Genomic DNA, 13,824 nt, shown 5'->3' on the forward strand with positions numbered 1-13,824 from the left:
CAATATGAAATGGATCATGGCACGGAGGCGGTCGAGAAGTTTATCGATGCGATCCTTGCCATTCAAGAGCATGTCGATCCGACGCTCATTAAGCCATATCAATTGGATAAGAAACGTTATATCGAAATGGTGCAAAAGGACAGCGAGCGCTCGGAGTGGAATATCCCTTCTTCCTCTTATGATGATTTGTGGAATCTGGACCCGGATCGGACAGCTTTGCCRCATCAGCCGCTCAATCACAGGCCGCTGACGCCAAGCGATTTCCGCCACGGCCAGAAAAAGATCTCATCTGGTTTATTGAGGAATACTCCCCTACTCTGGAGGATTGGCAGCGCGACATTCTATCTATGCTTCGCGATGAGATGCTCTATTTCTGGCCGCAAATCGAGACCAAGATAATGAACGAAGGCTGGGCCTCCTACTGGCATCAGCGAATCATACGCGAGCTTGATCTAACTAGCGATGAAACGATTGAGTTCGCTAAGCTAAACTCCTCTGTCGTGCAGCCTTCCCGGCACACCTTAAATCCCTATTATTTGGGCTTGAAAATATTCGAGGATATCGAACGCCGTTTCAATAATCCAACGAAGGAAGAACAAGCACGCTTCGGACGCGTCCCCGGCAAGGGCAGAGAAAAAATGTTCGAGGTACGCGAGCTCGATTCAGATATTTCGTTCATCCGCAACTATCTAACGAAGGATCTGGTTAATGATCTTGATTTGTACATTTTCGAGAAAAAAGGCCCTGAGTGGAAAATTACCGATAAGTCGTGGGAGAAAATTCGCGATCAGCTAGTTTATTCAAAAGTAAACGGTGGTTTCCCTAGTTTGATGGTTAAGGATGGGGATTTTAATCGTGTGGGTGAGCTTTATCTTATTCATGAGTATGAAGGGATGGAGCTCAATCTGAAGTATGTGGAGCGTACGCTGCCTCATGTCGTTCAGCTTTGGGGGAAAAACGTTCACCTGGAGACGTTTGTTGAGGATAAGAAGATTGTGTTCAGCTGTGATGGGAAGAAGACGAGTCGGAAGTTTGTTTAATTTATACGGATATTGTTTCTTAACTCAGCATTAAAGAGCTATCATGTATAATGCTAATACAAAAAACCCGATCTCATTCGATCGGGTTTTCTATTTTTCGGACAGAGGGGGCGAAGGGGATCGGATTCCTGTCCGAAGATAACGCAACATAGGTTTCTACGGGTGTAGTCACAGTTTTGATGTCACCCTAGTATCGCTCCGAACCGGCTATAATTTGGGTCAGATAATAGAAATTTCTCTATTATAGGAAAGCTATCTTCAATATGTTAAAGCATTTAGGCTTGAATAAGAACATCTGAAGATATACTCTCGTCTGCTAAATATTACAGCTGCTTGCACCTATGGCTTATCTGAATAAACAAAGCCTACCTTTATCAACTAAATAGTCGAATGCTATTTCGGACGTTGCTAAACCGTAAAAACAACATACACAGTTCCTGCCCTCACGAACCGATGTGCACAATCGCCGTCACAAAGAGGAAGAGGAATACAGCCATGGATGCGTTAATGACTTCGAACAGCGCAAGTGGCTTAGACATTTTAGTCGGTGATTTTGGAAAGATACCCGCTAAGTCGATAATGTACACGATAAAGTATGAAACAGCGATGATTTGTGTGATTAAAATGGCATTTGGATGTGATATCAACAAGAGATAGCACGCGATAAACGACGTAATTCCAAGCAAGATAAGAAACAGATTAAACCCCCAAAATACACCTCCCTTTAATTTTGAGAAATCTCTATTCTCAATCGGTCCTCCCGGAACCAATATCGCCAATAATGTTACATTTAAAAACACTAGTAAACTTGCCATGATCATAATATCCTGCATCGTTATCTCTTCCTCTCATTTGTTAGTGTCTCAAGATTAACAGGAAGGATAAAACATGTATTGTAAAAAATCAGCATCTATGATCAGGTATTTATTACTTCTGACCATGCCATACATAACTAAGGGTTAATTCATGCGGCAGTTTCTCTAACTCTTTGACGGTTTTGCCTGCAAATCTTTTGGATGTTTTGATGAGGTGGGACTGATCATAGTAACGATACTGCATATCCTTTCTCAATCCTTCATCCTCAACATGTTTTCTGAACTTCACAATATCTCCAAAGGCCTTTGGGGTCAGTCCGATCTGTTTTTTGAAGAAACGCTCCAACGTACTTACTGAAATACCAAAAAATTTTGCCATACTCACAATGTTCAAGTTTTCATATTCTCGTTCTACATAAGTAAGCATTTTTTCTATGCGGTCAGTATCCTTCTTATTCAACGCCATTTTATGCAGCAAATAATGATTGATTGTTATGATATGTTGCTCCACATCTCTAGATTTCATCATCATTCGGTATAGTTCATCTAGATCAGGGTCCACATCGATGGCTTGAACGATTCGCTCTGCCAATTCGAGGCTGGGCACATGAAACAATTGTATAAACCCTAATGGAGTTAATGAAATCCCGATTTGATACAGCTGTTGTCCGTATCGAACATATTTCACGCTTTTCATTTGACCAATCACAACCGTATTGGGGATCACCATTTCCTGATCTTCTCCCACCTGCCTATAGGCAGACCCATAATTGAAAATGATATTGATATACCCCAGTGGCATAATTATATCTTCTCTGTTGTCATCAGAGAGAAAGTCGAAGTCTACGACCCAAATATAGCCCACTATCTTATGTAAGGCATTTATTGGTTCAAAAGTTCGAATCATCGTATGCATCTCCTTCTAAAAAACTGGTGATTATCCACTTTTTGTCCACGTTTCCCTTGAACTCGAATTCCATAGGTCATTTCAAGGGGAAAAAACATGTCTCGATAAAACCCGCTATTAATTTTCTAGTTTATTGTAAACACAATATCAACAACCAAACAGATTTTCAATTCTCAATAAATTTGATGTCTACAATTCTGAGTGTAACAAAAGTCCTAACCGTATGAGGCCGGGCTTTCCCATGGTGGAGGTGAGGGCCTTGTTCATATCTCCATCTTACTTGCTCACGATGTCTATCCCCCGCTGACGATATTAGAGGTTGGATATAAACTCCGTGCTCTCTACGCTTCGCTCCAGTCCGCGCGGACTTAACCCAGGGTTCGCCCCCTCGAGACTCCACTCAACGCAAAAAGGACACCTCTGAGGTGTCCTTTTTCATGTTGGTAGAGGCGAACCGTGGCTGTGCAAAACCACAATTCGCCGTCGAGTGAACAGTCCTCCTAGAAAGCCCCATTCCCTTGTTGGAAGACAGGCTCGATGGTTCCGTCAGGAAGTTCGCCATCAACATCAAGATTTGCGCAGCCGATCATAAAGTCAACATGCGTAAGACTTACATTAACGCCCCGCTCCAGAAGTTCTTCGCTGGATGGTTTCGTCCTTCCTTCCATATTAACAGGATAAGCACTTCCTAGCGCCAAATGACAGGAAGCATTCTCGTCAATGCCGGTATTGTAAAGTACTCTGTTCAATTGGAGATCGGGGAATCATGCGGTACTAAAGCCACCTCACCGAGATAGGATGCACCTTCATCAGTATCCGGCAATCTATTTCTTAGCCACAACGGCATCATCACACTTTAGGAGTATAGAGTTTGTTTGGAGGGGAATAAAGAAAATCTTGACTACCTCCTGGTAAGGCCGTTAATTATTTTTCTCTTTTGTATTCTCTAAGTTTACCTATCCAGGCTTTTTCTACTTCTTCAATTATTATCAGATGTTTATTCTTTATATTTGTACGTCTTGAATTTAATAAGAAGTAAGTGTTAAGAAGGAAAAAAAATAATAAAAAACAAAGAAAAAATGAAGAGTATGATTCTGAACTCGTTTTAAAACTATGGATAATTTGAACAATCGACTCTTTATAACCTTCGTAATCTTGCTCTTTATTACTATTTGCAAAAACAAGGAGGCTCGCATTAATTGATATAAAGATTGTAAATGAAGCTAGTATTAATGGCACTATAAACTTACTAATAAGATCAACGTATGTTGTAGTGCAAGACCTCCTTCATAAGTTTTTAATTTTAACTTAGTAATTCTAAATTTCTCAAAGGATGACTCAGCCAAGCTCATATAAGCTTTATATAATCTCAGTGTTTCGTCTACTTTCCCTAAATTCAACTTATCCATTACTTGCTTGATTGGTGCATTAATCTTACTAATTTCATGCAAGTGTTGAATTATTACCACTATTGTAAAAATGATGATAGAAACAGCAAAAATTTGATTATTTGTTGATATAGACATTTCTCAACTTCCTCTCATTGAATTAATATTATATATCGGAGAAAATGAGTTAAGTATTATTGTAATTCCTGAAAGTATACTTTTAAAAGATAAAAAACTTGAAGCAAGATTGGTATTTAGTTGAGATATTTTTTGATTACAAAAAACAAAGTGATGGTAAAAATAGTATGTTATGAATGATTCATGTTATATAACTTCTGTTACAAATGCTTTTGCATGAAAAGTATCATTAACTTCATTCAACAGCGTCTTTCTAGGAATTTTACATCCAGAGATGCTCAACTGTTAAAATTGAACAGGACATTTAACCATTTTAGAAAGCATGCTTTTTGATACACATAAAAAAGACACAATAAAGCGTTTCAAAAACTATATATTTGATTTTTGGTACGTTTCATTTACTTATCACACATTTTGATACGGTATAATCATCGAAATCTTGATTAGTAATTGGTCTTTACATACCCTGTAGCCAGATGCTCTAAAAAATGATGTACATCACCATTTTTAAAATCAATTTGAACAATGATGCCCAGGATCTTCTTTTGCTCATGATTATTACATCAATTAAAAAATCATACTCTATCATATGAACGGAACCATTATGTTTTATAAAATAAGTTCGGTTTTCTGATTCCTTTTCCTCAAAAAATCTTTTTAATGTGGCTGCACTACTTATCCATTAATCCCTCCAGCTTATTCTTGAATAATTTCATATTGAGCATAGCACTAACATTTCTATATATAGTCAGCAATTAGTTTGCAAAAAGTATGATTCTCAAACTATATTTGTCTGCATTAGAGCAGGCTTTGGTGTCCTGCTCATTTTATTAAACTAACGGGCAGGTTAGTGTAATTACTTCTCGAATACCTTAGGTATTCGGAAATTATTAGTATCAATCTCTAATCATTTACTCGGTGGTGTCATCTGTGGGAATGAATTTTACTGCGTATATGTCACATAACCTTAAAAAAACTGAAATAATAGAGTTATGCAATGATTTAAATGAAAACAGTTCTCGATTTCCATTAATTCGTGAGTTTATTGATACACTTTTACCATTCAATCCAAAGGATAATGTGAGGAAGTGGCGTACAAGTTTTGATAGTGCAGACGGAACAAATAGCTTGGCAGGTCCCTGTGGAATATCACTTACATTGTCAGAGAAAGTATGTTATTTTCATCATTATTTTAGATGGAAAGGATTTTTAGTAGATAATGAGATACAACAGTTGCTGAGGAATGTTAGCTATGGATTTATGAGGACTTTTAACGCTTCATTTGTTATTTATGTCCCAGATAATGCTGCAAAAGAATCCGCAATTATGGATTTCATCAAGGAAGATGAGAATAAGGATATTAATTATATAAGAGAATGGCTATTAGAGAATTGTGGGTTACCAAAGAATAATATCAACGATATTTATAAAGAGTATGAAGATTACTGGGATTCAGAAGGATATTATATAGATTATTTTAATGAAGATGAGGAGCCTCATAAAAGTTCAGACTTGATTTCATAAAATAACGATTTCAAAATGGAATCTATCGTTCCACTAACGGGGAATGATAGTTCAATGATAGCAGCGGCTTTCTAGGACTTTATTTCTCGTCCATGGCTGCCGTCGTATTCGCGAACCATACTGTCTATTAGTGTGTATTGATATCCACTCATGTACAATGAAAAGTAAGTTTTTCAATTCTATTAAATGTGCTTATCTACTAGTAATACCGCACAAACAAATCTATCAATTTTATATATACTATATTATTCCCCATATAGGAGATGATATAGTGAAAATTAAAACATCAGCTAAGAGAGTAGTAAAGACCAGCGCGATGAAGAAAAAATTGAATACTCAGTTAAAAAAGCAAGTTCGGGTGAAAAACACCACTTCGGGTACTGTTAGAAGCACAGGTGTTCTCAAAAAAAATCCGAGTACAACATTTGCCCATACCGAAGTCATGAATCGGAGATCTTCACCGATAACCGCAACCGTTATGGTCTTTAATTGGGATACCAATTCACCAGTAAGAATTGGTAACAACACCGTTACCATACCAGCCAATTCCCTTCGATTTTTCAATACAAATCTCGCTGGTGTCAACGATCACTATGAAGTAGTTGTCATCCTTTCAGCTACTTCAAATGTTATTGTTAACCATTTCGGAGTAGCTGGGGATGTACCGCAAGATGGTAACATCGTTCTGGATCGTGACTTTATTTCAATTACGTTATAACATGTTATAAAAAAGCGCCCATAATTGGGCGCTTTTTTATTGCACAGTATTATCTATTTGTCTTTGTAAATGCCTATAAGTGCTTATATATCAACGTTTATGGATACATCAGCATAGGACCATACCGTTCATCTCAATTGTTGAACTAACGGGCAGGCTAACGTGGAAATATCTTGAATACATTTTAATGGAGAAATCTCAATAAATTAGAGGAACATAATGGGGACAGATATTCATTGTTTTGTAGAAGAGAAAGTGTATCGATATGAAGGCGTAAACCGAATGAGCAAATGGATATTGGTTGATAAATGGACAAATAGCAGTTATGCGATTCTTTAACTTTCACCAAGCAAATCAGTTTACAACAAGGTATCCTATGACGCGAGGAGTGAATACGAATTGGGTTGCCTTGTTCAAAGCTCCATTCGTACCTACCAGGAATCCAACCGTCTCCAAATTTAATTTCGATGTAACTGCCTGCATACACAGGCTCACGRCCGACGAAATGTCGAAGTCCTCCCTCGCCGCTATGACCAAGTATAATCGATCCCTCGATTACCCCCTCTTTCTTTGATTGTGGTATCATCGGATCTTTTTCCCCAACCCATCTTTTCACTTTAAGTTCATAGCTTGGAACGGGCTCCAACCAGTCCGCATCTGAGTAATACAATCCAGTATGATTACCAAATTGGTATTGGTTTGGTGTAAATAGAATCCTAATTTCATTGAATGGTGGTACGCGTACTATCTCTTTCCCAACATCCGGATAGCGACGCTCTATCAGACCAGACCAAACTTCGGATATAAACGAATCGTTATCTTTGAGTTCATATAGTGGCAGTGTATCCATAAAGTCAGATCGTCTTTTTCCTGCCGCCTTGGCATCTTCTTCTTTTTGCCTTGCTCCTGCGTACGGATTGAGCAGATAAAGCCCAAAGTGATAAAGGTGTATATCAATTTCGTTATTAATGAGCTTGTCTACGAGGATCTTCAGGACTTTTAGGCGATCACTTTTCGTATTTGTGGAGATGAGCAGAAAATTCACGTTCATCAAGTTTTGAAAGAAAGTCGCAGAATACTGGTACACGTATTGTTGGCCATTAATACCCTTACCCCTTATTCAGATAATCAAAGGCCAAACCGCACCGGCTTTACCATCCATTCCTCTTTCCATAATCCTCTGTACTTCCGTTCTCTCTCCTGAGCTGCTTCGTAGTCGTACCATGAATAACCAAAACCTTGAATAATACGGTTATTACAGCTGCATTCGCAAATTTGGTTTAAAGACCCCTTTGCCTTCCGAAAATCCTTTATATATAACTTAGGCATCATATTACCACAGCGTGCTCATTCAAATGTCATTCCCCGTTTTGTTATTACCGCCTTCCTGTTCTGCGATGGCGGTGCTAAACATTCCTCAAGCGTTATCATTTCCATCCCAACACCACCTATTTCTTAGTTGCACCTATAATCAATCATGTCTCTACACAAGTTTCTTTTCCGCAAATAGGGCAATACCTAACAGCTGGCTCACTGATATCAATCAGGTGATCAGTATCTAAAATTTCAAATGACGCTTTGCAATTTGTGCAATCGAAGTTCACATTCAATCCCCCTCATGTATTTGGATATTCATTCAACTTTGTCTCATAAATCGTTCACACTTATTGTCCTATCCTTTTATATAAGGCTAGTATCATTCAGGAACAAACATCCAATCACTCAATTCTATCAATACATACTCTACATGGTAGTCAAAAACAGGGAGGTGAAGTGAATAATGCACAATAACCTTGGTACGATTCTGGTGCTTTTCATTCTATTAGTAATCATCGCTTGTAGCTGCAACGTCTTCCGCCACCATGACAATTACTAATCCCATAGACGTAAACTGTGTACGCTAACTTTTACAATTCACTAAGACTTAAGGAGGTAAATTGAATAATGCACAATAACCTTGGTACGATTCTGGTGCTTTTCATTCTATTAGTGATTATTGCTTGTAGTTGTGGCGTCCTCGGCCGCAACGAGAAAAGAGAAGATAGACGAGAAGATAGAAAAGATGAAAGAAGAGTTGAAGGCATCAATACAGGCTGCAACTACTGAGAGTATTAATTTTGAAGTTCGATCAACTTTCACCTTTTTACAAAAATAAAATACGATCTATTCAGAAGGCCCATTCTATGGGTCTTTTGAGTTCTAATAATTCATATCAAAATCTTCAATATTCAGTTTGATCACTAATCACCGCAGAACAAACGTCCAGCCCCAAAGTGTCATCCACACAAATCTGCATTGCTTTTTAAATATTGGGAGGCGAGTGTTTGATGGGTGAAATTATTGATGGTTCTACTATGCTTATTATCCTGGTATTGTTCACTTTGTTGGTGATTATTGCTTTCATTTCAGTAATCAGACGGTGTTTATAAATCCAAATCTTTCAAATACAATTCACACTTTCCACATATTTGTGTATTCAAACTGAGTATTCATCACCCATTACTAAATTAAAATCCTGGGTAGGGAATAATACAAGTTTTCCATTCATACAGTACTCTTAAAGATTACTTCTTTGAGGGAGGATTCCGCCATTGTTTGATCAGTCATTTGTCGCTCGTTCTCTAGAAGAAGTTAGGTTTTGGTCTATTTCTATGCCATCTTCGAAACGATCGAAAATAAATCTAATGCCTTTACCTTTGGAACAGATCCCGCTGTAATTAAAAGATTTAATGAAGAAGTGCATACTGCAGTCTAATATATTTGGGCTTTCAAAAGAAAAGTACTTGGTTTAATACTGACGTGTCAACTTCCGGGTGCAAACAACTTCCCATTGTTGGTCGATCATGTAAGCAGAGAAGCGAATTATTTCAGAAATCGGTTGTCAGAATTAAATTCTGGTCGGTTAGAGCCGCTGCCTGATGCAATAATTGACGAGAATGTTTTCTTTTTAAGAATCATGGCTGATCACGCCAAGTTCATCAGTCATTTACTTGATCCTTCCGAACGGAAGCTAGTGGAACAAGCAAATAATTTTAGTCAAGAATTTGATACCTTACTATTTCAAGCAAAGGACTTGGAATCTATGCGTCCTCAATCGCAATCGGTTCCGTTACTTGACCAATTTCTTGATCAAAACAAGGTGTCGGGTAAATCGCTTCGTGATTTTAAAAGGACTGCTCGTGACCTCATTGAAGCCTGTCGAATAAAAAGTATTATTCATCCGTTATTGGCGGATCATGTATTCAGAGAAGCAGAACATTTCCTCGTTATAATCGATATGTTTGAAAACAGTCTGACAGGTAAACCTGCTTAATCTTTGAATTGTAGAATTATTTCCATTATGTATTTTTCCCCATGTCCAGTCGGTAATAGTTAAATGAAAAAAACTATGCAATAAGGTTACTAATACCTGATTGGATATGGATAACCAGAATACTACTTTCACACCTCATATGTTCATCTAAAATATTCTGAGTTGACCTTTGCTTATTTGCAAAGCATTTATTGCGTGTGGAGAATAAGCTGAGTATCCGTTATCTGCGTTCTCCGGCCAAACGATATAGATTCGATCACCAACAGCAGGACATTTAACAACGCCTTCTCTCCATCGATTGTCTGTTTTGTGGTTCTACGATCTCTCCTGTTGCATTGGCCAAATCATCTCCCCATGATAGGAATAGGTAAGACTTTGAAGTYATCTCCGCCTTTTCCCCTCCGCCACACCGTGCAGGCTACTTTCACAGCACACGGCGTTCCATCTTCTATAGATTTGTGTTAATAGCTTCCAAGTTACTCATTTTGCGATATTGGTTTACCTTAGATAGCATTTCCTCTGTTATACCAAGGTTTACAATGAGCTTTTCAATCAATTCCTCAGATTTTGCATGTATGAGTACGTGGACATCTTTGTCAAGGATTCGTAGATTATCAAATCTATCGCCCCCGCCAAGATGAATAGGTAGGTAATGATGACAATGGACATACGATGCGAGCAGGAATAATCCTGTAATCTCACAGCATCCCATTTTCATGCTATATCGACTCATTCTGTTGTCCAAATATTCCACACTTCGGTTGGGTATGTTTGATTCCATAAGTTTTACGATTTCCGACCTAATGCCTTCTTTCAACTTTTTGTATACCATTTGCCTTCCTTTTTCTGTGTATGGTGTTAGTTCTCGACCAAAACACATATTGTTTGAGGTCTTTACATCGCACAGAGGGAAAAGGTATGTTTCGTGAATACGAAATGTTTTGAAAGTTGTACTGTAAAACTTTCTGTAAGTTGGCGGAGCTTTAGTCGGATATTCGTACTTCCCAACCAGTCTAAGTCTATTGTAGGTGAATGTTCTAAGACCATAGTTAAGACGTGAAAACTCTGGATTTACCTGTGTTGCTTTGCAGAAGTAGTTGTGTATCCCTAATACGAAACTGTTGTAAGCACTAGCATTTTGATTGGTTTGCGATTTTTGCATCGTTTTAATATGCTTCTTCGCTTCAAGCTTAATTTCAAGCTTTTTCTTTTCACTAATGCCTGTTTGCGCAACCCTCTTTTTGCCTTTTTTCACTGTATAGATCGTAAAACCAAGGAACTCAGAGGTTCTTTTTCTTAGGTTTACAATCTGTGATTTTTCGGGTGAAATATCGAGATGAAGTCGATCTTTTAGGTAAAGTTTAACGGCATGATACCATTTCTGAGCCGTTCTCCAATCACGACAAAGGATTTTAAAATCGTCCGCATAACGTACAATGTATCCTTCTTTGAGATTAGTTCTCTTTAAAGCAGTTTTTACCCATGTTGCTGAATAAGGAACTTGTGTTGTGAAAGTCTCCCATTGCCCTGCAACCCATTGATCTAAATCATTAAGTACGATATTTGAGAGTAACGGCGACAGGATGCCACCTTGTGGAGTCCCTTTTGATGGAATACCCTCACCTGAGATTTCCGCTTTTAGCATCTTGCTTACTATCCGAAGGACTCTGCGATCCCTAATTCCTATATTCCAAAGCTGTTTGATTAGCAATGTGTGGTTGACATTATCAAAGAAGCCTTTAACATCTATATCCACTACATAATGTAGACCAACGATGTTAACCAAATACTGAACTCTAGCTATTGCATGGTGTGTAGATCGTAATGGTCTGAAGCCATAACTGTGTTTGAAGAAATGGGCTTCCGCTATAGGCTCAAGAACCTGTTTGAAGCTTTGTTGAACAATACGATCAATCATGCAAGGAATACCAAGTGGACGTTTTTTGCCATTTGGTTTGGGAATGAGTACGCGTCTTACCTTTTTGGGTTGATAGTTGTCCAGTTTTCGTTGAATTAGAGTTACAAGCTGTTCTTCTGTTAGAGTTTTGAAGCTTGCCATTGTCTTACCGTCTGTTCCTGCTGTAAGCGATCCTTTATTGGTTTTGATTATTCTAAAAGCGAGGAGGATATTTTCTCTAGAAGAAATTGTGTCATACAAGCGAGTAAAGTGTTCTCCATTGATAGCTTTAGAATGTAAATCAGTAAAGGTCTCGGTCATATTGTAGTAGTCCCAATATCTTATAGCTTGCAATGTGGACTCCCCCTTTTACTGGAGCAGCGTTCCCACATTCTTACCTGATCAATGCAATTCACTTTTTGGAAAATTAACTAATTCTATAGAAGACTCAGGGCTGTTCCTCTGCTCTCATTACAAGGGCTTCATCGGTCGTGCCCTTACTCTCACAAGGGTAAATGCATTTCAGCGAGTGCCTTATAGCAACCGTCTAGGTTAACAGACCGTAGTTCGACGTTCCTTGCTTTCCTTGTTCCCTGAATCCTAGCTATTTATGAAAATGTTAGGTGCTACCTCTGAGCCTGTGAGCTGGACATCGCCGTTGTTCGATGTAATGAATTTCCTAGAAAAAATTTGTACTTTTCATCACCCACGCCAGCTTTTGCTGACACATATGTTTCCATATGCTATACCTTTAGACCCGTACATTCGGAAGTTCGTCAGTCCATTTTGGACATTCTCACCATAATTTCCTTTTCAGCCATCCGTCATATCCGTTGGCATACCTTCTCTTGCGAGCGGCTATAGCCTTCGTTCTGCCGACTTTACCTAGCTTCTTACAAAGAGAACTGTCATCCCCTTCGCAAGTAGGAGCTTAATGAGATGGATTCAGCATACATGGTTGCTTCATTCCCATCTTCGGATGCAGAGTTGAACTTAAAGTTAAGTTCCTACCTTTCCTGCAAGGTAGCAGTTATGGTAGAACAAGTCGCACTATTACTGTATTCAGACTTCGTCAACTTAAATAAGTTTATCACGTTGTAGACGTTCTCTGAATCCATCTTCAATAAGTCTTTTTTGCAGGAGGCTAATACATGTTTCATTTATAGATTTAACACTGTCTATACTTTCAGAAACGACGGGGGAAGTATGGTCGAATTCGTCTAGTTGTTGGCGCTTCAGGAACAAGTACTGTAGCTTCAAAATTTCCCCCTCGTAGTGCACTCAGCTATTTTAGCTTTGTTAGCTTCAAAGTTTTCAAACAGGTTTTCCCGTTCTTTTTTTACAGAGTCCGTCTCGTCCCACTTAGCTTCCATTTGCTCCTTGATTTTCATATTGCCCTCCCTTAATTACTTCGATTCATTAAAAACACCTAATGATCACCTTTTTGATTTCAGTACATAAAATATATGACAACCATATTTAAATCCCTCAAGCCCTCCCAAACCTCTGGGAGGCCTTTTTTATTCTATAGGTGTTCATTTCAGGAACAGTTATTGAATAATCGCATATAATTACAATGAACACTCCTTTAACGTCCTCGACCTAGCCAGTCGAGGATTTTTCGATGTATTTCTATATTCATCCAGATACTTCGTCCATCCAACAGATACATAAGTCGCGGTTTTCAAGACTCAGCTCTCTTATACCGCAATTATCGCATCGCTTACAATCGTATTAATTGAGTTACTTAAAAGCAGAATATTTTTTTTCAGTAAGGGAAACTTATAAACGTAAAAAATTTGAACACAAGGAGAATTAGTGAATATGAAAAAAATTTACTCGTTGCTATTTGCCTTTACAATCCTATCATCCGCACTGTGTTTCCCTGCCTTCGCGGAACAATCAAATCAAGTAGATAGGATGACAACAGATAATAATCGYATGAACAGTTATGGAACAAACAACACAACCACTAATCAAATGAATGGCTATGGAGATGGCTATGGAGCAAATAACACGGGTATGAATGCAAACAACTATCGGACAAATGCGACAACAGACGATAGAAGAAATAATTGGGGCTG

Annotated in this window: 11 protein-coding genes and 3 pseudogenes; 7 read left to right on the forward strand and 7 right to left on the reverse strand. The window is 38.4% G+C overall.

Annotation, left to right across the window (positions count from 1 at the left end):
- Window positions 1-1,040, forward strand: a pseudogene (locus tag AC1DPK_RS33495) (SpoVR family protein); the annotation flags it as partial.
- A gap of 443 nt (window positions 1,041-1,483) precedes the next feature.
- Here AC1DPK_RS33495 and AC1DPK_RS33500 read toward each other — a convergent pair.
- The 4 genes and pseudogenes from AC1DPK_RS33500 to AC1DPK_RS33515 all read right to left on the reverse strand — a co-directional run bounded on the left by AC1DPK_RS33500 (window position 1,484) and on the right by AC1DPK_RS33515 (window position 4,288).
- Entirely contained in the window at window positions 1,484-1,855 is a 372-nt protein-coding gene (locus AC1DPK_RS33500) for a DUF8051 family protein (protein ID WP_477512960.1), read from the reverse strand.
- A 112-nt stretch (window positions 1,856-1,967) separates the two neighbouring features.
- Complete coding sequence (locus AC1DPK_RS33505) at window positions 1,968-2,762, reverse strand: DUF6597 domain-containing transcriptional factor (RefSeq protein ID WP_477512961.1); 795 nt, start codon at window positions 2,760-2,762, stop codon at window positions 1,968-1,970.
- A 500-nt stretch (window positions 2,763-3,262) separates the two neighbouring features.
- Window positions 3,263-3,585: pseudogene (locus AC1DPK_RS33510) on the reverse strand (aminopeptidase); the annotation flags it as partial.
- 415 nt (window positions 3,586-4,000) lie between these two features.
- Window positions 4,001-4,288 (reverse strand): hypothetical protein, encoded by a 288-nt coding sequence (locus AC1DPK_RS33515; RefSeq protein WP_477512962.1) that lies wholly within the window; start codon window positions 4,286-4,288, stop codon window positions 4,001-4,003.
- A gap of 930 nt (window positions 4,289-5,218) precedes the next feature.
- Here AC1DPK_RS33515 and AC1DPK_RS33520 point away from each other — a divergent pair.
- Both AC1DPK_RS33520 and AC1DPK_RS33525 read left to right on the forward strand, forming a co-directional pair.
- Window positions 5,219-5,812: a hypothetical protein gene (locus AC1DPK_RS33520; RefSeq protein ID WP_477512963.1), complete on the forward strand. Its 594-nt coding sequence runs from the start codon at window positions 5,219-5,221 to the stop codon at window positions 5,810-5,812.
- A 271-nt stretch (window positions 5,813-6,083) separates the two neighbouring features.
- The gene (locus AC1DPK_RS33525) at window positions 6,084-6,530 is read left to right on the forward strand and encodes a hypothetical protein (RefSeq protein WP_364150309.1); all 447 of its coding nucleotides are present in this window, start codon (window positions 6,084-6,086) and stop codon (window positions 6,528-6,530) included.
- 184 nt (window positions 6,531-6,714) lie between these two features.
- Here AC1DPK_RS33525 and AC1DPK_RS33530 read toward each other — a convergent pair whose 3' ends face one another.
- The gene (locus tag AC1DPK_RS33530) at window positions 6,715-7,617 is read right to left on the reverse strand and encodes a hypothetical protein (protein ID WP_477512964.1); all 903 of its coding nucleotides are present in this window, start codon (window positions 7,615-7,617) and stop codon (window positions 6,715-6,717) included.
- A gap of 693 nt (window positions 7,618-8,310) precedes the next feature.
- Between AC1DPK_RS33530 and yjcZ the strand changes: the two genes are divergently transcribed.
- From yjcZ to AC1DPK_RS33545, 3 genes and pseudogenes are all read left to right on the forward strand, one after another.
- Window positions 8,311-8,406, forward strand: coding sequence for a sporulation protein YjcZ (yjcZ, locus tag AC1DPK_RS33535; RefSeq protein ID WP_477512965.1), 96 nt, complete (start codon window positions 8,311-8,313; stop codon window positions 8,404-8,406).
- A 68-nt stretch (window positions 8,407-8,474) separates the two neighbouring features.
- On the forward strand, window positions 8,475-8,636 hold the full coding sequence (locus tag AC1DPK_RS33540; RefSeq protein WP_477512966.1) for a hypothetical protein: 162 nt from the start codon (window positions 8,475-8,477) through the stop codon (window positions 8,634-8,636).
- A 485-nt stretch (window positions 8,637-9,121) separates the two neighbouring features.
- Window positions 9,122-9,843 (forward strand): annotated as a pseudogene (locus AC1DPK_RS33545) (DUF2935 domain-containing protein).
- 448 nt (window positions 9,844-10,291) lie between these two features.
- Here the strand turns inward: AC1DPK_RS33545 and ltrA are convergent.
- Entirely contained in the window at window positions 10,292-12,094 is a 1,803-nt protein-coding gene (gene ltrA / locus AC1DPK_RS33550) for a group II intron reverse transcriptase/maturase (protein WP_477512967.1), read from the reverse strand.
- A gap of 902 nt (window positions 12,095-12,996) precedes the next feature.
- Window positions 12,997-13,131, reverse strand: a complete 135-nt coding sequence (locus AC1DPK_RS33555; protein WP_477512968.1) for a hypothetical protein — start codon at window positions 13,129-13,131, stop codon at window positions 12,997-12,999.
- 433 nt (window positions 13,132-13,564) lie between these two features.
- On the opposite strand from AC1DPK_RS33555, the gene AC1DPK_RS33560 reads away from it, so the two are divergent.
- Window positions 13,565-13,824: hypothetical protein (locus AC1DPK_RS33560; protein WP_477512955.1), on the forward strand; the 260-nt coding region annotated here is incomplete at its 3' end.

Source organism: Paenibacillus sp. 01T424, assembly GCF_056398745.1.